Here is a 20,654-nt window from a genome sequence, read left to right as displayed (position 1 = left end):
CAGACTGCCTGGAACCTCCCGCCCGCCGCCCGTCGTTTTCCGTGCACGGCCGCCCCGTCCGCAGATACGGTCATGGCTGCCCCGCAACAGCACCGCACCCCGACACCGCCCATCCCCCCGCACCCACGCCCAGCCCCCGGCACCACCCAGGAGCACCCCACCATGACCACATCAGCCCAGCGCGCCGACCGCCGCGTCAGCCCGGTCTTCCTCGCGCTCGTCGCCGTCATGGCGGTGTCGGGATGGGCCGTCTGGACGGGACGCCTCGCGGCGAGCCCCGGCTTCGCCGTCTTCCTCTTCGTGGTCTCCGGCTGGATCGTCTCCCTCTGCCTGCACGAGTACGCGCACGCCCGCACCGCGCTGCACAGCGGCGACATCTCCATCGGCGCCAAGGGGTACCTCACCCTCAACCCGCTCAAGTACACCCACGCGCTGCTCAGCATCGTGCTGCCGGTGATCTTCGTGATCATGGGTGGCATCGGCCTGCCGGGCGGCGCGGTCTTCATCGAACGCGGCCGTATCCGCGGCCGCTGGCGGCACAGCCTGATCTCGGCGGCCGGCCCCCTCACGAACATCCTCTTCGCGGCCGTCGTCTCGGCCCCCTTCTGGCTGGGCGCCATGGACGGCGTCCCCTCGCAGTTCCGCTTCGCCCTCGCCTTCCTGGCCCTCCTCCAGGTCACGGCCGCCACCCTCAACTTCGTCCCGGTCCCCGGCCTGGACGGCTACGGCGTCATCGAGCCCTGGCTCTCGTACAGGATCCGCCGTCAGGTCGAGCCCTTCGCCCCCTTCGGCCTGATCGCCGTCTTCGGCCTGCTGTGGATCCCCGGCGTCAACGCCGTCTTCTTCGACGCGGTGGACGCCATCCTGCGCACCCTCGGCATCACCAACTGGGACACCTACTTCGGCCAGCAGTTGTTCCGCTTCTGGCAGGGGGAGCCGCAGGTGCCGTAGGGTGCCGTACGACACGCCGCGCCCATGATCCACCGCCCACTGCCGACTGCCGACTACCCATACACGGTCAGCCGGGCACCGGCCTCTCCGGCGAATCCAGCCACACCCGCTCGCCGTCACCGTCCACGGTCATCCCGAAGCGCTCGAACCCCGGCCGCCCCTGCCGCTCCCACCAGCGGTACGCGACGACCACCTCGTCCCACAATTTCCGGGGCCCGTGCTGATACACCTCGAATTCCCGGCGTCCCGGTACGTGGTCGACCGTCGCCCATGAGGTGACTGCCGTATCCCGGAGCCACAGCGTGTAGGAACCGTCCGCGTACGGCTCCGTCCACGGAAAGGCGTCCGGCATCTGCACTCCGATGGCGAACATGACATGCCAGTCCCCGACTTCCTCCGGAGAAAGAGAAGTCGTACTGCGCATTCCGTCCGCCGGCCACGCGCGGCCCCCGAGGTATTCCCGTACGTGTTCACGTCCGACGCGTTGGGCGCGGAGCCGCATGAACGCCGACGACCCCACGAACCGGCCCGCCGCCGTACCGTCCCCGAAGACCGTGAGGCGGACCACCGCCTCACCGCCGTAAACCGGCCCCCAGGGAGCGACGATGACACCACCCGACCGCGTCTGCGCGATCCACGGGCGGGGCACGCTGCCGACGGAACACGTGGCGATCACCCGGTCGTACGGGCCCCTGCCGGCGCATCCCTCGGCCCCGTCCCCCACCACGGTGACCGGCGCGAACCCCGCCGCCTCCAGGCGCCGCCGCGCGTCCCGGGCACTGCCTTCGTCCACCTCCACGGTCACGACGTTCTCTGCCCCGACCCGGTGCGACAGCAGAGCCGCGTTCCAGCCCGTACCCGTGCCGATCTCCAACACCCGGTGGCCCTTTTCCACACCCAACGCGTCCAGCATGGAAAAGACCATCGTCGGCATGGAATTGGAACTGGAGGGAACCTTGCCCTTCCCGGCCCCGGCATACGCCCCGTCATCCCACTGCGTCGTGATCGGCGCATCCCGATAAACCGCCGCCCACCACATATCGGGCTCCTCATCACGGACCACCCTCTCGTCCTGCCGATTCATTCCGCCCCGCCCCGGCCAGATCACCCCGGGCACGAACAGATGACGCGGCACGGCCTCGTACGCGGGCAGCCAGTCACTCGTCAGCGTGCCCTTTTCCATGAGTACAGCGGCGAGCCTTTCCGGGCCCGCCGCCATGTCGTCGTGCACGGTCACCGGCCCTCCGCCGGGCCCTGGCCGTCATTCGTGTTGCCGCCCTCGTCGGAGCCGCCGCCACCGTGCTTGTTGCCGCTGTCGCTGTCGTCCTGCGGGTTGCCGCTCATCGCGGGCCAGTGCCGCGGGTGCCGCCGGATCTCGTGACTCGCTTCCACAGCCACAAAGACAAGCCCCGCGGCCCGCGCCCCGGTACGGCGCTCCCCCTCCGCGACACAGCGGGCGCAGCCTTCCCTGGGGGCGGGGTTGATGTCCCCGGCGAAGGGGTCGAGCAGGTGGACGGGGCGGTCGAGGGTTCCTCGGTGTTCGTTCATGAGGCCATCGTTCCGGCGTACCCTGAGTCACGGAAAGTGGTGACGTGATGACTTGGCGGTGACTCGTGACGGCACAGTTCGGAGATCAGCTCCGCAGAGCCCTCAAAGCCCGTGGTCTTTCCATCCGCGAGGCGGCACGCCGACTCAGTTACGACCCCGCCTACTTGAACAGAGTGGTGAACGGCCGCCAGGTCCCCTCGGCCCACCTCGTCGATCGGCTGGACCACCTGCTCGGCGCCGAGGGCGCCCTTGTCACTGTCGCGGCCTCGCTGACCCCGGACGACCGCGGACGCATCAGCCGCGCCATCGCGCGTCCGGCCAGACTGGACCGACAAGCGGTTGACGCACTGGCGGGGGTGCTGGCCGCGCAACGACGGCTGGACGATGCCGTCGGGGCGGCGCCGCTGATCCACCCGACCGAAGTACAGCTACTCACCGTGAAGCAGTTGCTGCGCGATGCCCGTGGGCCGCACCGCCACGCGCTGCTCGGCGTTGTCGCGGAGTACGTGCAGTTCACCGGCTGGTTGCATGCGTCGGCCGGGAACCACGTCGAGGCATCGATACACCTGCACGACGCCATGGACCTCGCTGACGAAGCGGAGGACGGGACGCTCGCGGCCCAGGCGCTCAACTTCCGGGGCTACATAGCGCGTCGCCAGGGGCGCCCGACGGCCGTCGCCCGGTGGTTCGAGTTCGCGTACCGCACACCGGGCGCCCACGCCGCGCAGCGTATGGGAGATGCGGCACAGGCGGCCCAGGGATATGCGCAGACCGGGGACCGGGAGACGGCCAAACGCCTCCTCGGCGAGGCGGCGGGCCTCATGGATGCCGCCCGCGAACAGCCGCCCGGCACGGCTTACTGGCTCACCCCGGATTTCCAGCGTCTGTCCCTCGGCCTGGCCCACCTGGGCATGGCCGAGTACGGCATCGCGGCCGACCATCTCCGTGCAGGACTGAGCGGTCTCCCTACCGAGCAACGTCACGCCGACTGGACCGCCGAGTACCGGACGGCGCTGCGGGACGCGGAAAGGGCTCGGTGAGGCAGTTGCGCGAGGACGGTCATGACCGCGTGCCGCTGTTGCGCCTGAACGAAACTCGCGGGTCCGAGTACGTCCAGACCATCCGTGAGGCGTCACAGCGGCTGATCTTTCTGGACAACGCGTTGACGGGTATGCCCGTCGCCGAGGTGGCGGCGCGCACCTTCAAGAGCGTGCACAAGCGGCTGGGCGACGGCGACTACGACAGCACGTACGAGCGTGACATCAGGGCGGCGGCGAGCGAGCTGGCCGAGGTCGCCGGCTGGGTCCTCTTCGACGCCGAGCAGCATGACGCCGCTCGCCGCTTCAACCGGGAGGCGCTGTTCCTGGCCAGGCTGTCGGGTGACCGGTCGATCGAGTTGCTCATCCTGCAGAACATGGCGATGCACGCCGGCTGGCTCGGCAGACACCGCGAGGAGCTGGCCGTGGCGCGCTCGGTCATCGAGCAGGACCGCATGTCCCCACGCGTCGAAGCGATCTTCCGGATGCGCGAGGCCAGGGGGCTCGCAGGCTGCGGCGCCCTGGCCGAGGCGAGCCGGACGTTCGAGAAGGCGCACGCACTGCTGGAGTGCGACGGCAGGGCGGACGACCCCGCCTGGTCATGGTGGATCATGCCGAACGAGATCGACGGACACCACGGGCACGCCCTCCAGACCGCGGGCGACCACGCGGGCGCCGTACGCTTCCTCCAGCTCTCCGCGGAGCGACGAGGCGGGCCCGTGGTCGGCCACCGGGGCATGGCTCCGGCCCGGCTGCTGGACTGCCTGCTGCATCTGCACGCGTGGCGGGACGCGGAAGAGCTGGCACTCGGGATAGTGCCCACCGTCGGCGAGACTGCGTCCGCACGGACCTTGCGACTGCTGGACGAAGCCGTACAGAACGGGCTCACCTCGGCGAAAGCACCCTCACGGCTCCGCGACACCCTCAAGCATCTGAACGACGCCGTGCACGCGGATCCGTATGCGCTCTGAGCATGGTCAGCCGTCGACGCCCAGGTGAGCGGCCAGGGTTCGCATGCCCTTGGTCGGGGTGCGTGTCCGGGTCTTGAGCACCTTCTCCAGTACGCGGCGCGCCATCGGCTGATGCCGCATCCACTCCGGGTGTGAGCGGTAGATGCCCATGAGTTCGCCGATGGCGTCGTGGTGGGCGCCGGTCAGGCTGTGGGCCTGCGCGACGTCCAGCCGGTAGCGGCCCCACGCATTGCTGGTGGGAGTGCCGTACGCCTTGAGGCTGTCCGGGTGGAGTGGTCCGGTGTCCGCTCGTCGCAGGACGCCCCGCGCGTCGCCTTTCAATGACAGGTCTTCGATGACCTTGATCTCCGCCGTGGCCGGTCCGAACGGTCCCCAGTGGGTCCGGAAGTCGATGTGTTCGCGGCCGATGGCCTGTGCGGCGGTGGCGGCCATTCGGCGGGCGTCCTTCGCCTCCGCCTTCCGGTTGTCGCGTACGGCAGCGGCGGCGACGCGGAGCAGCAGTTCGCCCCAGACGGCCAGCTCCTCCGGCGTCGCCTTCGAGATCCTGGGCTCCACCGCGTCGGCGGTGTCCGACGCCAGGTCCGCGCATTCGGCGAAGCGGTCCTGTCGCAGCAGGAGCCAGCACATGCCGATGACGCCGACGGCGGCCGTGGGCTTCGCTTCGGCCTCCCGGGCGTCCCGGATACCTGAGGCCAGCGCTTGGTAGGCCAAGTCGTACTGCCGGACCTGGGTCAGGTACTTGCCCGCCAGGAACAGGGCACGGGCGCGGGTCGCCAGGGCCTGGCGCCGCTGATCATCTCCGTCGGCGGTGCGCACGCTTCCTCCGGCGGCGGAGAGGATGCCGGGCAACCGCAGCGCGACCGAGTCGTAGCGGTCGGCCTGGTAGAGGGCGTGTGCTTCGGCGATGTCCTGGAGGAGTGCGCTGCGGAGTACGCCTTCCTCGGGCGGCCCCAACGCGTCGACGAGCCCGACGGGCGGCATCAGGTGGCAGCGTAGGTCGGACGGAATCTCCGGAGACACGGCATCACCTACCCCTGGCTCCAGAGTAGGGGCTCTCGCAGAAGCCAGGACCCAGAGCGCCGGGGACCGGAGCCCGGCCGACCCTCAGCCCGCCGCCGGTGCCCCTTCCCGCCTCTGGCGGTCCAGCTTCGCCTTGCGTACGTAGAACCACGCCATGTTGCTGGAGATGCCCGCCATCAGGATCCACACGATGCCGAGCCAACTGCCCTGGACGAAGGAGACGACGGCCGCGGCGACGGCGAGGACGCAGACGACGAGGGCGAAGACGGCGAGGCGGGGCATGGGGTCGGCTCCTGTACGAGGGGTATGGGGGTTTTCCTCCAGTGTCCACCATGGGGGCGGAGGCGTGGCCCCAGGCCCCGGTGGCCGGGACGTACGGGCGGGGGTGGGGGCCGGCGGGCCCGGGTGGGGAGGACTGGAGGGGCCCGGGTGGGGCGGGGGCGGCCCGGCGGCCGCCCCCGTGATCAGTCGGTCAGCTCTCCCGTGACGTACCGCCGCGTCTCGCGGCGCCCCGTATAGCGGGTCCTGCGGTTGCCGGTCTTGACGTAGTCCTGCCACTCCTTGACGCAGCCGCGCTTGTGGCAGCCCGCGCAGCAGGTGGAGCCGAGCAGGATCACGCCGGGGTGTTCCCACCGGCAGCGGGTGTCAGCGGGCTGCCGCGTCGGGTGCGGGGGCAGGTCGCAGGGGCCGTAGCGGTGGTCGTGGACGGGGCGGGGGCCGTGTTCCGCGTGGCGTATCCACAGGGGTTTCGTCTTGTCCGTACGGGACATCGCGTTCCTTCCGGAACCCGCCGCCCGTGCTCCCGGACTGTCCGGGCGGGCGGCCGGGGCAACCACCGCATGGATCACGCTCCTTCCCTCGCCCGCCGTACCGGGCGCCGTGCCCTCCACGGAAGTGGACAGCCTTGCAAGATATCGGCCCGCCCGGCCGGTGACTAGACGTCGGTGAGCCGCAGGCCCGCGTGTGCCTTGTAGCGCCGGTTGGTGGAGATCAGGTTGGCCACCAGGGACTCCACCTGGTGCGCGTTGCGCAGGCGGCCGGCGAAGACGCCGCGCATGCCGGGGATGCGGGCGGCCAGGGCCTGGACCTGGTCGGTGTCGGCGCGGGACTCGCCCAGCACCATCACGTCGGTGTCGATCTCCTCGGTCTCCGGGTCCTGGAGGAGGACGGCGGAGAGGTGGTGGAAGGCGGCCGTGACGCGGGAGTCGGGGAGCAGGGCCGCGGCCTGTTCGGCGGCGCTGCCTTCCTCCGGCTTGAGCGCGTAGGCGCCCTTCTTGTCGAAGCCGAGCGGGTTGACGCAGTCGATGACGAGTTTGCCGGCCAGCTCTTCGCGGAGGGACTGGAGGGTCTTGGCGTGGCCTTCCCACGGGACGGCGACGATGACGATGTCGCTGCGCCGCGCGCATTCGGCGTTGTCCGCGCCCTCGACGCCGTGGCCGAGTTCGCCGGCGGCGGCCTGGGCGCGCTCCGCCGCGCGCGAGCCGATGATCACCTTCTGGCCGGCCCGGGCGAGCCGGTAGGCCAGGCCGCGTCCCTGGTCGCCGGTGCCGCCGAGGACGCCGACGACGAGGCCGGACACGTCGGGGAGGTCCCAGGGGTCCCGCTTGAGCGCCTTCTTGGCTTCGGTGGCGACGTTCACGGGCTGCGCGCCGTTGCCGGTCTTCGCGTCGTCAGGAGTAGTCATGACAGCGATACTGTCACGCCTTCACGCTGCCCTCGGTGAGCCCCGTACGCCAGTACCGCTGCAGGACGGTCATCAGCACCATCAGCGGCACCACGGACAAGAACGCGCCGCCCACCGTGTACTGGTACAGCTCCGGCCGACGGTCCGCGTACCCGGTCCAGGAGGTCAGGCCGAGCTGGATCGGATACAGGTCGGAGTCGGAGAGCATGACCAGCGGCAGGAAGTAGTTGTTCCAGATGTGGACGAACTGGAAGAGGAAGACGGTGACGAGGGCCGGCGTCATCAGGCGCAGCCCGAGCCCGGCGAAGATCCGGCCCTCGCCCGCGCCGTCGATACGGGCCGCTTCCAGGAGCGCGTCGGGTACGGCGGCCGCCGCGTAGATCCGGCAGAGATAGACACCGAAGGGGCTGACGACGCTGGGGAGGAGGACGGCCCAGTAGGTGTTGGCGAGGCCCATGGTGCTGAAGAGGAAGTAGAGGGGGAGGGCGAGGGCGGTGCCGGGGATCAGGACACCTGCGAGGACGAGGTTGAAGACGGCCTCGCGGCCCGGGAACGGGAACTTGGCGAGCGCGTAGCCGGCCGCGGCGGAGAGCAAAGTGGCGGCGAGCGCGCCGGCGCCCGCGTACAGGAGCGAGTTGGTGAACCAGCGGACGTAGATGCCGTGGTCGTAGGTGAGGACGTCCCGGAGGTGTTCCAGGGGGCGCGGGTGGGCGAACCAGAAGCCGAAGGTGCCGAAGAGATCGGCGCTGTTCTTGGTGGCGGAGACGATGAGCCAGTAGACGGGGGTGAGGAAGTAGAGGGCGGCGAGGGTGAGGAGGGTGGCGGTGATGATGCGGTAGCGGAGGGGTGGGCGGGTGACGGGCCGGGCGGGGGCGGAGCGGTGCGCGGGGCGGCGGACGGGGTGGCGCGCGGGAGCCCCGGACGGCCGTACGCAGGCGTCGCGTGCGGAGGCATCGCGGCCGGCGGCGTCGCGCCTCGCGGCCCGCCTCACCAGTCGCTCCCGTTGCCGCGCTGCCCGACCAGTCGCAGGAAGCCGAACGACAGCACGCAGGCGACCACCGCCAGCAGCACCGCCTCGGCCGCCGCGACGTGCTGGTTGTTGCTGACGAACGCCTCGCTGTAGGCGTGCAAGTTGGGCGTGAAGCCGGAGTCGATGGTGGCGGCGAGGGGCCGTAGCACCATCGGCTCGGCGAACAACTGGAGCGTGCCGATGATGCTGAAGACGGTGGTCAGCACGAGCGCGGGCCGGATCAGCGGGATCTTGATGTGCCGGGCGATGTGCCAGGCGTTCGCGCCGTCGATGCGCGCCGCCTCGTACAGCTCGTCCGGTACGGCCTTGAGCTGGGAGATCAGGACGAGCATGTTGTAACCGGTGAACTGCCAGACGACGATGTTGGCGATGGACCACAGGACGGTGTCGCGGGCGAGGAAGTCCACGTGCAGGCCGAGCGACCCGGCGATCTCCACGAGCGGGCTGATGCCCGGTACGTACAGGAAGCCCCACAGGATGGAGGCGATGACGCCGGGGACGCCGTACGGCAGGAAGAACGCGCTGCGGAAGAACGTGACGCCGCGGGCGCTCGCGCTCTCCAGGAGGAGGGCGAGGACGGTCGCCAGGGCGATCATCAGCGGAATCTGTACGACACCGAAGAGCAGCACCCGGCCGAATCCGGTCAGGAAGCGGTCGTCGGCGAGCGCGTGCGCGTAATTGGCGAGGCCAGCGAAGACCTCGCGCTCCTGGCCGCCGAGGCCGAGCGGGCCGGTGCGCTCGGTGCGGTGCAGGCTCTGGTGGACGGCGTAGCCGATCGGGGCGACGAAGCAGAGGAGGAAGAGGGTGAGGAAGGGCAGGACGAAGGCGGCCGCGGCGCGGGCGTTGCGGGCTTCGGTACGGGTGAGGCGGTTGCGACGGGGATGGTGGGGATGACGGGTGTGACGGGTGCGCTGTGCGCGCCCGGTGGCGGCCCGGCGGCGGTCCGTTCCCCTCACCCGCCGCTCTCCACCTTCAGGCCCTTGCCCCGCAGGTCGGAGACGGTCTGCGCCTGTACGGTCCGGAGTACGGAGCGGAACGATCCGCCGCTGTCGAGCGCCTCGGTGAACGCGTCGCCGAGCCGCTGGTAGAGGGTGTCCACGCCCGGCCCCCACTGCCAACTGGTGTCGACGTGCGCGCCCGCGTCCGCGAAGACCCTGCTGTACGCCTGGCCGCCGAAGAAGTCCTTGTACACGTCGAGGTCGGACGTGGCGTAGCCCTTCTTCGCGCTCGGAAAGCCGTAGCCGCCGTCGATCAGCAGCGCGATGGACTTCGGGTCGCTGTTGAGCCACAGGGCGAAGTCCAGCGCGTCCTTGGGATAGGAGGCTTTCGCGAAGACGGCGGTGGTCGAACCGCCCCAGTTGGCGTGCGCGTTGGCGCCCTTCTGCCACTGCGGGAGGGGCGCGGCCCGCCATTTCCCCTTGGTGCCCGGCGCGTTGCCCGCCAGCAGCGCGTCTCCCCAACTGGCTCCGATCCAGGCCGGGATGGCGCCGGTCTGGATGTCCTTGTACCAGGCGTTCTGCCGGTCGGGGATGGTCTTGACGAGCTTGCGCCGGACCAGCGACTCCCAGTAGTCGGCGACCTTGCGGGTGGGCTCGTCGTCGATGTGCACGGTCCAGGTGTCGCCCTGGGCGGCGTACCACTTGGCGCCCGCCTGCCAGGCCAGCCCGGCGAACCGGTTGCCGTTGGTGGGGGAGAACGTCTCGATCCAGGCGCCCTGCCGTCGCACCGCCTTGGCGGCCTCCTCGTACTCGTCCCAGGTCTGCGGGAACTGGATGCTCCACTTGTCGAAGAGGTCCTGCCGCAGGAAGAGCCCCATCGGGCCGGACGCCTGCGGGACGGCGTAGACGCCCTTGCCGAACACCGACTGCTGCCACTGCCAGCCCACGAAACGGTCCTTGTAGCGGGCGGCGCCGAGCGCGGACAGGTCCATCAGGGCGTTGTCGAGCAGGAAGCTGGGGACGACGGGGAACTCGATCTGGGCGAGGTCCGGCGGGTTCCCGGCTTTCACGGCGGCGTGCATCTTGGCGTACTGGCGGCCGTCCACGGCGGACACCGTCTCCACGTCGACCTGCACGTCCGGGTGTTCGCTGTTCCACAGGTCCACCGGCTTGTCGATGCCCGGCACCCAGGACCAGAAGGAGAGCGTGATCTTCTGGCCCTTCTTGCGCTCCTCGGGCGCCGCTCCGTCGTCACCGTCGCCGCTGCCGCAGCCGGCCAGCGTGAACCCGGCGGCGGCCGCGGCGGCCCCGCCGAGCAGGGAGCGGCGGCGGAGGAGGCCGTGCCCCGGGCCCCGGCCGTCGTCGTACGTACCGGTGCTCATGCCAGCTCCTCCACGGGGATGCGGCGGAAGGTGAGGGTCGAATAGGCGCTGAAGTCGCCCGTCTCGTAGAGCAGCCCGACGGTCGCCGGATCGATCCGTACGAGGTCGGAATAGGCGGCCGGGAGCCCGTCGACGGTGTGCGCGGGGTGCCAGGTCAGGCCGCGGTCGCGGCTGGCCCGTACGGTCATCAGGGCGCGGGCGTCCGGGTCGGCGGGACCGGAGAAGAGCAGCACGTCGGGCTCCCCCAGGTGCAGCACGCTGCCCTCGACGACGGGCCCGGTCAGTCCGGCCTGCGGACGGAACGGTCTGATCAGGCGCTCACCGGCGTCCGCCGGGGCGGAGTGGGCGTCGGCGCGGTTGCCGGGGGCCGGGGAGTCGTTGCGGGTGTTGAAGTAGAGGGTGCCGTCGGGGAGTTCGGCGGCGGTCGTCTCGTTGGCGTTGATGTAGCCGTTGGGATTGCTGTCCAGGTAGCCGATGCGCCAGTTCGCGCCGTCGTCGTCGCTGAGCAGGACGTGGCCGCCGTTGTAGCGGCCCTCGGTGCCGTCGTCGCCGGAGAAGGTGGGGGCGATGGAGTGGTTGGCCGGGACGACCAGGCGGCCGGCGTGCGGGCCGTGCCGGAGCTGGAGGGCGTGGCCGGGGGTGGTGGCGTACCAGCGCCAGTTGGAGCGCTTGGCCTGGTCCGTGATCTCGCGCGGCTCGGACCAGGTGCTGCCGTCGTCGTCGCTGTGCTGCACCCAGACGCGCCGCGCGTCGGCGGCGGACACCAGGCCGCGGCGGATGCGGTCCTCGGTGGCCGTGGCGGCGCTGCGTACGTGGACGAGGACGATCCGGCCGCCGTCCAGCACGACCGGGGCCGGGTTGCCCGCCGTGTCCGGGCCGTTGCGGGCGACGGTCTGGAGCGGGCCCCAGGTGCGGCCGCCGTCGGTGGAGCGTTTCAGCACGATGTCGATGTCGCCGTGGTCGGCGGCGCTGTGCACCCGGCCTTCGGCGAAGGCGAGCAGGGTGCCGGGGGCGGTGGTGCCGGAGCCGGGGTCGGGGGCGGTGGTGGAGCCGTCGGAAGCCGCGGCGCCGGTGGTGACCACGGCCGGGATACGGAAGCTCGCGTACCCCTCGGACCCGGCACGGAACGGAACGGAAGTCTGGTGAGCCATGGGGCCTCCCCCGGCAGACCGGACGTAGGACGTCCTCTGTCAGCGTGACCATAGGGAGCCCCCAACTGACCGTCAAGGCGCGGCACACGGATGGCGCGGGCCGCCACCCGACTGCGTCACCACGGCGCCCGGAGCACCGGAAAGCCGCCTTCCGGACACCTGGTGTCCACCCTCGTCCGGCCCGGCCGCCCGCCCGAAATTCCGTTGCCCGCCGCCCCGGCGCCGCCGCACGATGGTGCGTTGTGACCGAAGACGACCCATCCCCGCCGAAACGTCCCCGCCGGGCCGCCGCCCTGCTCCCCGACCTGGCGCCGTGGCGCTCCTCCGCCGACTTCCGCCGGATGTGGTGCGCGGGCGCGGTGACCGTGTTCGGGTCGTTCCTGACGCTGGTCGCCGTACCGTTCCAGCTCAAGGAGCTGACGGGGTCGACGCTCGCGGTCGGCGCGGTCGGCGCGGTGGAGATCGTGCCGCTGATCGTCTTCGGCCTGTACGGCGGCGCGCTCGCGGACGCCATGGACCGCCGCAAGCTCATCCTGTGGACCGAGGCCGCCCTCGGGCTGCTGTCGGTGCTGCTGCTCGTCAACAGCCTGCTGCCGGACCCGCTGATCTGGCCGCTGTACGTGATCGTGGCCGCGACCAGCGCCCTGACCGGGCTCCAGCGCCCGGCCCTCGACTCGATCGTGCCGCGCATCGTCCCGCACGACCAGTTGCCCGCCGCGTCCGCGCTGAACGCCCTGCGCTGGCAGATCGGCGCCATCGCCGGACCCGCGCTGGCCGGTGTGCTGCTGGCGTACGCGGGACTGCGCTGGGCGTACGCGATCGACGCCGTCACGTACGCGGTATCCGTCGCGCTCGCGGTCGGACTGGCGGCCTCCCCCGCCTCGCACGACGCCGAGAAGCCGTCGCTGCGCGGCATCTGGGAGGGCGCGCGCTACGCCTGGAACCGCAAGGAACTGCTCGGTACGTACGCCGTCGACCTGACCGCGATGCTCTTCGCCTTCCCGATGGCGATCTTTCCGTTCCTGGCGGACGATCTCGGAGCGCCGTGGGCACTGGGTCTGATGTACGCGGCGCTGCCGGTCGGGTCCTGCCTGGTCAGCCTCACCAGCGGCTGGACCTCACGGGTGCACCGGCACGGGCGGGCGGTGCTGTACGCGGCGGCGGCCTGGGGGCTGGCGATGACCGCGGCGGGCTTCGCGTCGAACGTCTGGCTGGTGCTGCTGAGCCTGGCCGCGGCCGGAGCGTGCGACATGGTCAGCGGCATCTTCCGGTCCGCCATGTGGAACCAGACCATCCCCGACGAGCTGCGCGGCCGGCTGGCCGGCATCGAGCTGCTCTCGTACTCGGTCGGGCCGCAGCTCGGCCAGGTCCGCTCGGGCGGCATGGCGGCCATCACGTCCGTACGGACGTCGGTGTGGGCGGGCGGCGTCCTGTGCGTGGCCGGGGTGGTGGGGCTGGCCGCGGCGCTCCCGAAGCTGCTGGCGTACGACGCGCGGACGAACGAGCACGCGGTGCGCATGCGGGAGATCCGTACGGCGCGGGCGGAGGCGGGGGCGGCGGAGACCACGCCGGCGGCGTGACCGGGGCCGGGCGGGGCCCGAGCCGGGGTGCGCCCCCGCCCCCGCCGGGCCCTGCCCCTAGTCCTGGCCCTTCTCCTGCCCGGTCTCCTGCCCCTTCTCGTGCCAGCGGGGATCGGTCTCCCACTCCAGATTGCGTTCGCGGGCGGTCTCCATCGCGTGGGCCGCCTCCTCGCGCGTCGCGTACGGACCGAAGCGGTCGGCGGCGCGGCACTCGGGGCCCTCTTCGACCGTTCCGTGCTTGAGGCAGTAGTACCACTCGCCGGGCTTGCCGGCCGTCCGCCTCTTGAACAGCGCCATCACGCCTCCTGTCTGCGACACCTGTGCCGCCATCCTGCCCGATGGGCCACGGATACACTCGCTGGCATGTCTGGCCAGTCGCTTCTTGTCCCGGGGACGATCTCCCCCACCCGCCCCGTCCCCGCCTCCGTCCCGCGTCCCGAGTACGTGGGCAAGGCCGCGCCCACCCCGTACACGGGCCCGGAGGTGCAGGACGCGGAAACGATCGAGCGGATGCGCGTCGCGGGGCGGATCGCCGCCCAGGCGATGGAGGAGGCCGCCAAGCTGATCGCCCCGGGTGTGACCACCGACGAACTGGACCGGGTCGCCCACGAGTTCATGTGCGACCACGGCGCCTACCCCTCCACCCTCGGCTACCGGGGCTTCCCGAAGTCCCTGTGCTCCTCGGTCAACGAGGTCATCTGCCACGGCATCCCGGACTCGACCGTCCTCCAGGACGGCGACATCGTGAACCTGGACGTGACCGCGTACATCAACGGCGTGCACGGCGACAACAACGCCACGTACCTCTGCGGCGACGTGGACGAGGAGTCCAAGCTCCTGGTGGAGCGGACCCGCGAGTCCCTGAACCGCGCGATCAAGGCGGTCAAGCCGGGCCGTCAGATCAACATCATCGGCCGGGTCATCGAGTCGTACGCCAAGCGCTTCGGCTACGGGGTCGTCCGCGACTTCACCGGCCACGGGATCAACTCGTCGTTCCACTCCGGCCTGATCGTCCCGCACTACGACAGCCCGCACCACACCACCGACATCAAGCCCGGCATGACCTTCACCATCGAGCCGATGCTGACGCTGGGCACCCACGAGTACGACATGTGGGAGGACGGCTGGACGGTGGTGACGAAGGACCGCAAGCGCACCGCGCAGTTCGAGCACACGCTCGTCGTCACGGAGACCGGCGCGGAGATCCTCACCCTTCCGTAGCGCTCCCTCCCGTAGCGCTCGACGTTCCGGCCCCCTCGGCTCCGCCTTCCCGCCGTGGGGGCTTTCGTCGCGGGGTTTTTACCGACATGATGTCGGGAAGGTTGCCGACAAGCCGTCGGTACCGTTACCGACACCCTGTCGGGAACGGGTTGACTTAGGTAAGCCTAACCAACCACAATCGGTTCCCGTACGCACCCCATCGGTCCCCGGAGGTCCGCCTTGGCCGCGCCCAGCTCGACCCCGTCCGCGCACTCCGCCGCATCGGTGCCGTTCTCCACCCTGATCCGCACCGCGTCGCACGAGCAGCACACGGAGGCCGAGAACTCGTCCTTCATGGGCGACCTGCTCGGCGGCAAACTGGGCGTCACGGCCTACCGGCGCTACACCGAGCAGTTGTGGTTCGTCTACCGCGCGCTGGAAGGCGCCGCCGAGGCGCTCGCCGGGGACCCGGTCGCCGGACCGTTCCTGCGGCCGGAGCTGGCCCGTACGGCAGAGCTGGAGCGGGACCTGGCCCACCTCGGCGGCCCGTCCTGGCGTACGGGCCTGGAGCCGCTGCCGGCCACCGCCGCGTACGCCGACCGCGTCACCGAATGCGCCGCCCGCTGGCCCGCCGGTTATGTCGCGCACCACTACACCCGCTATCTGGGCGACCTCTCCGGCGGCCAGATCATCCGCGGCACGGCCGAGAAGACCTGGGGCTTCGCCCGCAAGGGCGACGGCGTGCGCTTCTACGTCTTCGAGGGGATAGGCAACCCCGCCGCCTTCAAGCGCGAGTACCGCGAGCTGCTGGACGCGCTGCCGGTGGACGACCTGGAGAAGCAGCGGGTGATCGACGAGTGCAAGCGCGCGTTCGCGCTCAACACGGCGGTCTTCCGTGAGCTGGGGGAAGAGTTTCCGCTGAGCGCGTGAGCGGACGGGCGGGCCCCGGGCCCCGTTCCGCTCCGGCTCCCGTCAGGGCGTCGTCCGTACGGGCACGACCCGGCCGCCCAGCGCGATCGTGCCGTCCGCGTGCGGCCGGGTCAGGATGCGGGAGCCGGTGCCCTGGCGGACGTCCAGGGCCCGGCCGAGTTCATGGGTGAGGGTGAGCGCCGCCGCGCCGGTGGCCTCGTCCTCCACGATGCCGTCGCCTCGGCGCGGGAAGAAGCGGGCGCGTACCGTGCCCGCGCTTTGGTCTTGCCACGCCCACACGTAGAGCGGGCCGTCCCCGGGCGGCGGTCCGGGCACCGCCGCCACGTCCGCCGCCGACGCGTATTCCTGCGTACGGCGCCCCGTGGACCACTCCGGCCGCCCTCGCACCCAGACGTACCCCCCGTCGTACGTGACCGGCACCTCGCCGGCCGGCGGGCGCAGCGCGGTCACCGGCTGCCCGAGGTGCCGCAGCAGCCATGCCGTACCGACGAGCGGGTGACCGGCGAAGGGCAGCCGGACGCTGGGCGTGCGGATGTCGACCCGGCAGGGCCCGCCGCTGCCCGAGCCGTCGAGGAACACCGTCTCGCTGAAGCCGAGTTCGGCGGCGAGGGCCTGGCGTGCGGCGCCGTCCGGTACGGCTGCTCCGTTCCGTACGACGCCCAACGGGTTGCCGCCCCGGCCGTCCGGGCCGCAGAAGACGCGTACGACGTGCAGGTCGGGGGTCCGGGTCGCTGTCATGGCCGTATTCCATCGCGCGTGCCGCAGCGGCGGGCCACCGGGGGCTCGCCGGAACGCCGAAGTACCCGCCGCGCGGAGGCGTGCGCGGCGGGTACGGCCGGCCCCTGGGCCCGGGGCGCGCCTGTGTGGGGTGTGGGGGAGGCGACCCCTGGGGTGTGGAGCCCGGGGGAAGTGGGGCGTGGGTCCGGGGTGGCGGAGGCGCTGACCGGGGGTGGCTCTTACAGGGCGGTGCGGCGGCGTACGGCGTAGGTGGCCGCGCCGCCCGCGACGATCAGGGCGCCGGCCACGCCCGCCAGCGCGCCGGTGGGCACGGTGGCGCCGGTGGCCGCGAGCGAGCCGCCCGCGCCGCTGCCGCTGCTGAAGCTCGCGGTGCCGCCGCCGGCGCTCCCGGAGCCGGTGGTGACGGCCGAGGAGGAGCCGGACGTGTCGCCGTCGGCAGGCAGTTGGGCCTTGGGGTCGACCGTCACGGCGGCCGTCACCGGGTCGAGGGCCTGGCCGGGCTTGTACATGGCGTCGAACGCCTTGGAGCCTGCGGCGGTCAGCGTCGCGGGCACGTTCTTGAGGGTGACGACACCGTTCTTGGCGGTGAGGGCACCGGCCGGGATCTTGAGGTCGGCCACCGCCATGCCCGGCGTGTTGGTGACCTTGCCGGTGGCGCGCGCCTTGGCCGAGACGTCCGCGATCAACGTGCCCTTGGTGCCGCTCGCCGTCACCTTGAGGTTGCTGAACTTCAGGTCCAGGACGCCCTCGTGGCCGGTGAACCGGACCGAGCCGTTGAACTGCGCGGCGAGGGTGGCCTTGGCGGCGTCGTACGTGCCGTGGCCCTTGGGGAAGCGGTAGCCCGCGGCGGAGGTGACGGCGCCGCCCGCGAGTTCGGCCTTGCCGTGCGCGATGGGGCCGGTGATGTACTCGCGGAAGGACTGCTTGACGCCCCAGTCGAGGGTGCCGTCGAGGACTTTGCCTGAGGCAGCGGGGGACATGGCGGGGGCGGCGGCCGGCTTATGGTCCGAAGAGCCGGTACCGGAACCCGAGCCCGTAGCCGAGTCCGCCCCCGAGCCCGCGTGCGCGCCCTGCTGACCGCCGGGCTCACCGCCCGCCTGCTCCCCCGCCTTGCCACCCTGGCCGGTCTCGCCACCCTGGCCGGTCTCGCCGCCGTGCCCCTTCCCACCCGGCGCGGGCTGCGCCGGCTTGCCGGGCGTGCCCTCCGGGGTCACCGTCAGCGTGGCCGGGTCGAGTTCCTGGCCCTCCTTGTACATGCCGTTGAACGCCTCGGCGCCCTTGGCGGTCAGCTTCACCGGGATCTTCGCGAACGTCATCGCGCCGCCCGTACCGCTGCCCGGCCGTACCGCCGACAGGTCGAGCGAGGCCAGCGCCACGTCGCCCTGCGTCTTGCCCGCCGCCGTGACATCCGCGGTGATGGCGCCCGACGTGCCCTTCGTGGCGACCTTCAGGTCCGCCAGCTTGATGTCGAAGCCGTGCGCCTTCGAGGTGAAGCGGACGCTGCCCTTGAAGGTGGTGGCGACGGCGTGGGTGCTCATGTCGTACGTGCCGGTGCCGTCCGTGAACGTGAACGGGCCGTTGTCCAGGGCCTGCCGGGCGCCGTCGGCGGCGGTGATGTCGCCGTGCGCCATGCCCTTGACGTACTTGCGGAAGGACTCCTTGACGCCCCAGTCGAGCGTGCCGTTCTTCAACTGGATCTTCGGCGCCGCCGTACCGGCCGCGGGGGCGGCGGTGGCGACGGACGGCAGGCACAGGGCCGCGGTGGTGGCGGCGGTGGCGATGGCTGCCGCGAGGGCGAGCGGGCGGCGGGTGGCGGCCATGGTCGGTGGCTCTCCTTGGTGGGTGGGGGTGCGGTGGGGAGGTGCGGTGGGTCAGTCCTGCGGAGGCGCCGAGGGGGCCGTACGGCGACGGCGGGCGCGCAGGACGGGGAAGGCGGCGACGGCGACGAGCAGCACGCCGGCCGCGACGAGGAGGACGACGGTGCGGGTGGAACCGGAGGAGGCGGGCGCGGCCTGTTCGGGGGCGGCCTGCTTCGCCTGCTTCCCGTCCCCGGCGGCAGCGGCGGCCTTGGGGTCGGTGCCGAGGTCGGGGAGGGCGGGCAGCGTGGCCTTCTTGTCGACGGCGACCGCGAGCGAGACGGGGTCCATGTCCGTGCCCTCCCGGTACAGGCCGCCGAACGCCTTCGCGCCGTCGGCGGTGAGCCGCGCCGGTGCCTCGGTGAGCTTGATCAGGCCCTTCTCGGGCGTGAGCCGCTTCGCCTCGAAGGTGGCCAGCGGAGTGCCTTCGGTGGTCGTACCGTCGTGGGTGACGTCGGCGGCGAGGGTGCCGCGGCCGTCGTGGACCGTGACCGAGACGGCGGTGAGGGTCAGGTCCAGGTTCTTGCCGGTGAAGTGCAGCTTTCCCGTGAAGTCGGCGTTCAGGGTGCCCTTTTCGGCGTCGTACGCGCCCTTGCCGCGCGGGAAGCGGAAGAGCGCGCCGCCGTCCTGGGCGCCGTCGGAAAGCTGCCACTTGCCGTGGGCGATGTCGCCGGTGACGTACTCGCGGAAGGTGCGGCGGACGCCCCAGTCGACGGCGGCCTCGGTGAAGGTGCCGCGCCGGGCGTCGCCGTCGCCCTCGCCGTCACCGGAGGGGGTGGCCTCCGGGCTCGGCCCGCCGCCCGCGCGTACGTCGGCGGACAGGCTCACCGGGTCGAGCTGGGTGCCTTCCGTGTAGTACCCGGCGAAGGCGCGGGCGCCCTGCGCGGTCAGCTTCGCGGGGACGTCGGTCAGCGCGATGGGCGTGCCGCCGCCCCGGGTGTCCACACCGCCGAGTTCGAGGGTGGCGAGCGGCACCCGGGCGGCCGTGGTGACGCGGCCGGTGCCCTTCTCCTTGCTGGTCATGTCGGCGAAGAGGGTGCCGCGCCCGTCGGCGACGGTGACCTGGGGGCGGCTGATGGTCAGGTCCATCTCGTACGAGCCGTCCGGCTTGCGGTGGCCGGTGAAGTGGACGCCGCCGGAGAAGCCGGCCGTCAGGGCGCCGGTGTCCGGGTCGTAGCTGCCGGTGGCGGAGTGGAAGCGGAACCGGCTGTCGCCGACCGTGGCGGCGCCGCCGTTCAAGGTCCAACTGCCCTGCGCGATGGGTCCGGTGACGTACGACTGGAACGAGGACTTGATGCCCCAGTCCAGCCGGCCGCCCGCGACCGTACGGGCCGCCGCCTGGGCGGGCAGCGCGGGGAGCAGCGTGCCCAGCAGCGCCGCCAGGAAGGCGGCGGCGAGCACGCGGGCGCGGCCGTGTGTACGGCCGCGGGCCGGTCTGAACGGCAGCATGGCGGACCCCTCCGAGGGCTAGCGATTAAGGTAAGGCTAACCTAAGCTAAGCGCGACCGAAGCGGAACCCCGGGAGTCGGCCGGGCCCCCGCCCGCACCACCGGTCCCGGTCAACTGACGTACACAGAAAGGCGGGACAGTGACAGCAACCTTCCGGGAGCCGGTCCGCCGGCGCCTGTCACGCCCCGCCGCGGCCCTCGCCGCCACCCTGGCGCTCGCCCTCGCGCTCACCGGCTGCGGCGGCGGCACGGACACCGCCGCTCCCCCGGCGAAGCCCGCCGCCCGGCCCGCCGCCGACCGCGTGGAGCCACTGTCCGGGCCCGCGCCCCGGCCCGAACTGCCCGCGACCGTACGGTCCGCCGACGGCCACGACGTGACGGTGCGCAAGACCGACCGGATCGTGCCGCTCACCGGCTCCCTCTCCGAGATCGTCTTCTCCCTCGGGCTCGGCGGCCGGGTCGTCGCACGCGACATCACCGCCACCTTCGAGCAGGCGGCGAAGCTGCCGGTGGTGACCCGCGCGCACGACGTGTCGGCGGAAGGCGTGCTCTCGCTCAAGCCCGACGTGGTCCTCGCCGACACCACCACCGGACCGGCGGAGGCCGTCGGCCAGATACGCGACGCCGGGGTCCCGGTCGTCACGTTCGGGCCCGCGCAGCGGCTCGCCGACGTGGACACCCGGATCGACGCGGTCGCGGCGGCCCTCGGCGTCCGTACGGCGGGCGACGCCCTCAAGGCCCGGACCGATCAGCGGATCGCGGCCGTACGGAAGAGCGTTCCGCACGGCGGCACGGAAGCGGCCGACCGCCCCCGGGTGGCCTTCCTCTACCTGCGCGGCTCCGCCTCCGTCTACCTCATCGGCGGTGCCCGCTCCGGCGCCGGCTCCCTCATCGAGGCGGCGGGCGGTATCGACGCGGGCAAGGAGTCGGGCCTGGAGAAGGACTTCACGCCGATCACGAGCGAGGCACTCGCCAAGGCCGCGCCGGACGTCATCCTGGTGATGACCAAGGGCCTGGAGTCCGTCGGCGGCATCGACGGACTGGTGAAGATCCCCGGCGTGGCCCAGACACCGGCCGGGATGGACCGGCGGGTGGCCACCGTCGACGACGGTGTGCTGCTCAACTACGGGCCGCGCACGGACGCCGTACTGCGCTCCCTGATCCAGCAGATCCACGCCGAGGGGAAGTGA

At 71.9% G+C, this 20,654-nt stretch carries 21 protein-coding genes; 7 read left to right on the top strand and 14 right to left on the bottom strand.

What is annotated here, in order from left to right; translation table 11 throughout:
• Positions 1-162 precede the first annotated feature (162 nt).
• On the top strand, positions 163-951 hold the full coding sequence (locus EJG53_RS29600; protein WP_125047445.1) for a site-2 protease family protein: 789 nt from the start codon (positions 163-165) through the stop codon (positions 949-951).
• 67 nt (positions 952-1,018) lie between these two features.
• Here EJG53_RS29600 and EJG53_RS29595 read toward each other — a convergent pair whose 3' ends face one another.
• Together EJG53_RS29595 and EJG53_RS29590 are read right to left on the bottom strand one after the other, a co-directional pair.
• Positions 1,019-1,990: a methyltransferase domain-containing protein gene (locus EJG53_RS29595; RefSeq protein ID WP_307721725.1), complete on the bottom strand. Its 972-nt coding sequence runs from the start codon at positions 1,988-1,990 to the stop codon at positions 1,019-1,021.
• Between the two features lie 194 nt (positions 1,991-2,184).
• Complete coding sequence (locus EJG53_RS29590) at positions 2,185-2,499, bottom strand: hypothetical protein (protein WP_125047444.1); 315 nt, start codon at positions 2,497-2,499, stop codon at positions 2,185-2,187.
• A 65-nt stretch (positions 2,500-2,564) separates the two neighbouring features.
• Between EJG53_RS29590 and EJG53_RS29585 the strand changes: the two genes are divergently transcribed.
• Both EJG53_RS29585 and EJG53_RS29580 read left to right on the top strand, forming a co-directional pair.
• Positions 2,565-3,539 carry a helix-turn-helix domain-containing protein gene (locus EJG53_RS29585; RefSeq protein ID WP_125047443.1) on the top strand — a complete coding sequence of 325 codons (975 nt, stop codon included), beginning with the start codon at positions 2,565-2,567 and terminating at the stop codon, positions 3,537-3,539.
• Positions 3,536-4,507, top strand: coding sequence for an XRE family transcriptional regulator (locus EJG53_RS29580; RefSeq protein WP_174856473.1), 972 nt, complete (start codon positions 3,536-3,538; stop codon positions 4,505-4,507). The genes EJG53_RS29585 and EJG53_RS29580 overlap by 4 nt, the downstream gene beginning before the upstream one ends.
• 6 nt (positions 4,508-4,513) lie before the next feature.
• Here the strand turns inward: EJG53_RS29580 and EJG53_RS29575 are convergent, their stop codons facing one another.
• The 8 genes from EJG53_RS29575 to EJG53_RS29540 form a co-directional block, all read right to left on the bottom strand.
• Positions 4,514-5,488, bottom strand: coding sequence for a transcriptional regulator (locus EJG53_RS29575; protein ID WP_125047442.1), 975 nt, complete (start codon positions 5,486-5,488; stop codon positions 4,514-4,516).
• Positions 5,489-5,611: 123 nt separating this feature from the next.
• Positions 5,612-5,809, bottom strand: a complete 198-nt coding sequence (locus EJG53_RS29570; RefSeq protein ID WP_125047441.1) for a hypothetical protein — start codon at positions 5,807-5,809, stop codon at positions 5,612-5,614.
• A 182-nt stretch (positions 5,810-5,991) separates the two neighbouring features.
• Positions 5,992-6,297 (bottom strand): hypothetical protein, encoded by a 306-nt coding sequence (locus EJG53_RS29565; RefSeq protein ID WP_125047440.1) that lies wholly within the window; start codon positions 6,295-6,297, stop codon positions 5,992-5,994.
• A 164-nt stretch (positions 6,298-6,461) separates the two neighbouring features.
• Positions 6,462-7,211, bottom strand: coding sequence for an NADPH-dependent F420 reductase (gene npdG / locus EJG53_RS29560; RefSeq protein WP_244955397.1), 750 nt, complete (start codon positions 7,209-7,211; stop codon positions 6,462-6,464).
• Positions 7,212-7,224: 13 nt separating this feature from the next.
• Positions 7,225-8,043, bottom strand: a complete 819-nt coding sequence (locus tag EJG53_RS29555) for a carbohydrate ABC transporter permease (protein WP_125049678.1) — start codon at positions 8,041-8,043, stop codon at positions 7,225-7,227.
• A gap of 155 nt (positions 8,044-8,198) precedes the next feature.
• A complete protein-coding gene (locus EJG53_RS29550; RefSeq protein WP_371858815.1) occupies positions 8,199-9,059 on the bottom strand; it encodes a carbohydrate ABC transporter permease in 861 nt (286 codons plus the stop codon).
• A 134-nt stretch (positions 9,060-9,193) separates the two neighbouring features.
• Positions 9,194-10,561 carry an ABC transporter substrate-binding protein gene (locus EJG53_RS29545; RefSeq protein ID WP_125047438.1) on the bottom strand — a complete coding sequence of 456 codons (1,368 nt, stop codon included), beginning with the start codon at positions 10,559-10,561 and terminating at the stop codon, positions 9,194-9,196.
• Complete coding sequence (locus tag EJG53_RS29540; RefSeq protein ID WP_125047437.1) at positions 10,558-11,712, bottom strand: sialidase family protein; 1,155 nt, start codon at positions 11,710-11,712, stop codon at positions 10,558-10,560. Before EJG53_RS29540 ends, EJG53_RS29545 begins: the two co-directional genes overlap by 4 nt.
• A gap of 242 nt (positions 11,713-11,954) precedes the next feature.
• Between EJG53_RS29540 and EJG53_RS29535 the strand changes: the two genes are divergently transcribed.
• Entirely contained in the window at positions 11,955-13,292 is a 1,338-nt protein-coding gene (locus EJG53_RS29535) for an MFS transporter (RefSeq protein WP_280526789.1), read from the top strand.
• A gap of 57 nt (positions 13,293-13,349) precedes the next feature.
• Here the strand turns inward: EJG53_RS29535 and EJG53_RS29530 are convergent, their stop codons facing one another.
• A complete protein-coding gene (locus tag EJG53_RS29530) occupies positions 13,350-13,589 on the bottom strand; it encodes a hypothetical protein (RefSeq protein ID WP_125047436.1) in 240 nt (79 codons plus the stop codon).
• A gap of 66 nt (positions 13,590-13,655) precedes the next feature.
• Here EJG53_RS29530 and map point away from each other — a divergent pair, with 66 nt between their 5' ends.
• Positions 13,656-14,513 (top strand): type I methionyl aminopeptidase, encoded by an 858-nt coding sequence (gene map / locus EJG53_RS29525; RefSeq protein ID WP_125047435.1) that lies wholly within the window; start codon positions 13,656-13,658, stop codon positions 14,511-14,513.
• A gap of 219 nt (positions 14,514-14,732) precedes the next feature.
• Positions 14,733-15,422, top strand: a complete 690-nt coding sequence (locus tag EJG53_RS29520; protein ID WP_174856471.1) for a biliverdin-producing heme oxygenase — start codon at positions 14,733-14,735, stop codon at positions 15,420-15,422.
• A 42-nt stretch (positions 15,423-15,464) separates the two neighbouring features.
• On the opposite strand, the gene EJG53_RS29515 is transcribed toward EJG53_RS29520, so the two are convergent.
• From EJG53_RS29515 to EJG53_RS29505, 3 genes are all read right to left on the bottom strand, one after another.
• The gene (locus EJG53_RS29515) at positions 15,465-16,160 is read right to left on the bottom strand and encodes a PhzF family phenazine biosynthesis protein (RefSeq protein ID WP_125047434.1); all 696 of its coding nucleotides are present in this window, start codon (positions 16,158-16,160) and stop codon (positions 15,465-15,467) included.
• Positions 16,161-16,378: 218 nt separating this feature from the next.
• Entirely contained in the window at positions 16,379-17,980 is a 1,602-nt protein-coding gene (locus EJG53_RS29510) for an HtaA domain-containing protein (RefSeq protein ID WP_125047433.1), read from the bottom strand.
• Between the two features lie 51 nt (positions 17,981-18,031).
• On the bottom strand, positions 18,032-19,465 hold the full coding sequence (locus tag EJG53_RS29505) for an HtaA domain-containing protein (protein WP_125047432.1): 1,434 nt from the start codon (positions 19,463-19,465) through the stop codon (positions 18,032-18,034).
• Positions 19,466-19,604: 139 nt separating this feature from the next.
• On the opposite strand from EJG53_RS29505, the gene EJG53_RS29500 reads away from it, so the two are divergent.
• Positions 19,605-20,654, top strand: coding sequence for a heme/hemin ABC transporter substrate-binding protein (locus EJG53_RS29500; RefSeq protein WP_125047431.1), 1,050 nt, complete (start codon positions 19,605-19,607; stop codon positions 20,652-20,654).

This window comes from Streptomyces chrestomyceticus JCM 4735 (assembly GCF_003865135.1).
Lineage (GTDB): Bacteria > Actinomycetota > Actinomycetes > Streptomycetales > Streptomycetaceae > Streptomyces > Streptomyces chrestomyceticus.
This window is presented reverse-complemented; position numbering and strand designations above follow the sequence as displayed.

Bases quoted from the DNA above. Each gene is read 5' to 3' on its own strand.
- EJG53_RS29530 (WP_125047436.1), bottom strand. From the start codon at position 13,589: ATGGCGCTGTTCAAGAGGCGGACGGCCGGCAAGCCCGGCGAGTGGTAC.
- EJG53_RS29545 (WP_125047438.1), bottom strand. From the start codon at position 10,561: ATGAGCACCGGTACGTACGACGACGGCCGGGGCCCGGGGCACGGCCTC.
- EJG53_RS29510 (WP_125047433.1), bottom strand. From the start codon at position 17,980: ATGGCCGCCACCCGCCGCCCGCTCGCCCTCGCGGCAGCCATCGCCACC.
- EJG53_RS29595 (WP_307721725.1), bottom strand. From the start codon at position 1,990: ATGTGGTGGGCGGCGGTTTATCGGGATGCGCCGATCACGACGCAGTGG.
- EJG53_RS29515 (WP_125047434.1), bottom strand. From the start codon at position 16,160: ATGACAGCGACCCGGACCCCCGACCTGCACGTCGTACGCGTCTTCTGC.
- npdG (WP_244955397.1), bottom strand. From the start codon at position 7,211: ATGACTACTCCTGACGACGCGAAGACCGGCAACGGCGCGCAGCCCGTG.
- EJG53_RS29540 (WP_125047437.1), bottom strand. From the start codon at position 11,712: ATGGCTCACCAGACTTCCGTTCCGTTCCGTGCCGGGTCCGAGGGGTAC.
- map (WP_125047435.1), top strand. From the start codon at position 13,656: ATGTCTGGCCAGTCGCTTCTTGTCCCGGGGACGATCTCCCCCACCCGC.
- EJG53_RS29575 (WP_125047442.1), bottom strand. From the start codon at position 5,488: ATGCCGCCCGTCGGGCTCGTCGACGCGTTGGGGCCGCCCGAGGAAGGC.
- EJG53_RS29600 (WP_125047445.1), top strand. From the start codon at position 163: ATGACCACATCAGCCCAGCGCGCCGACCGCCGCGTCAGCCCGGTCTTC.
- EJG53_RS29590 (WP_125047444.1), bottom strand. From the start codon at position 2,499: ATGAACGAACACCGAGGAACCCTCGACCGCCCCGTCCACCTGCTCGAC.
- EJG53_RS29565 (WP_125047440.1), bottom strand. From the start codon at position 6,297: ATGTCCCGTACGGACAAGACGAAACCCCTGTGGATACGCCACGCGGAA.
- EJG53_RS29505 (WP_125047432.1), bottom strand. From the start codon at position 19,465: ATGCTGCCGTTCAGACCGGCCCGCGGCCGTACACACGGCCGCGCCCGC.
- EJG53_RS29570 (WP_125047441.1), bottom strand. From the start codon at position 5,809: ATGCCCCGCCTCGCCGTCTTCGCCCTCGTCGTCTGCGTCCTCGCCGTC.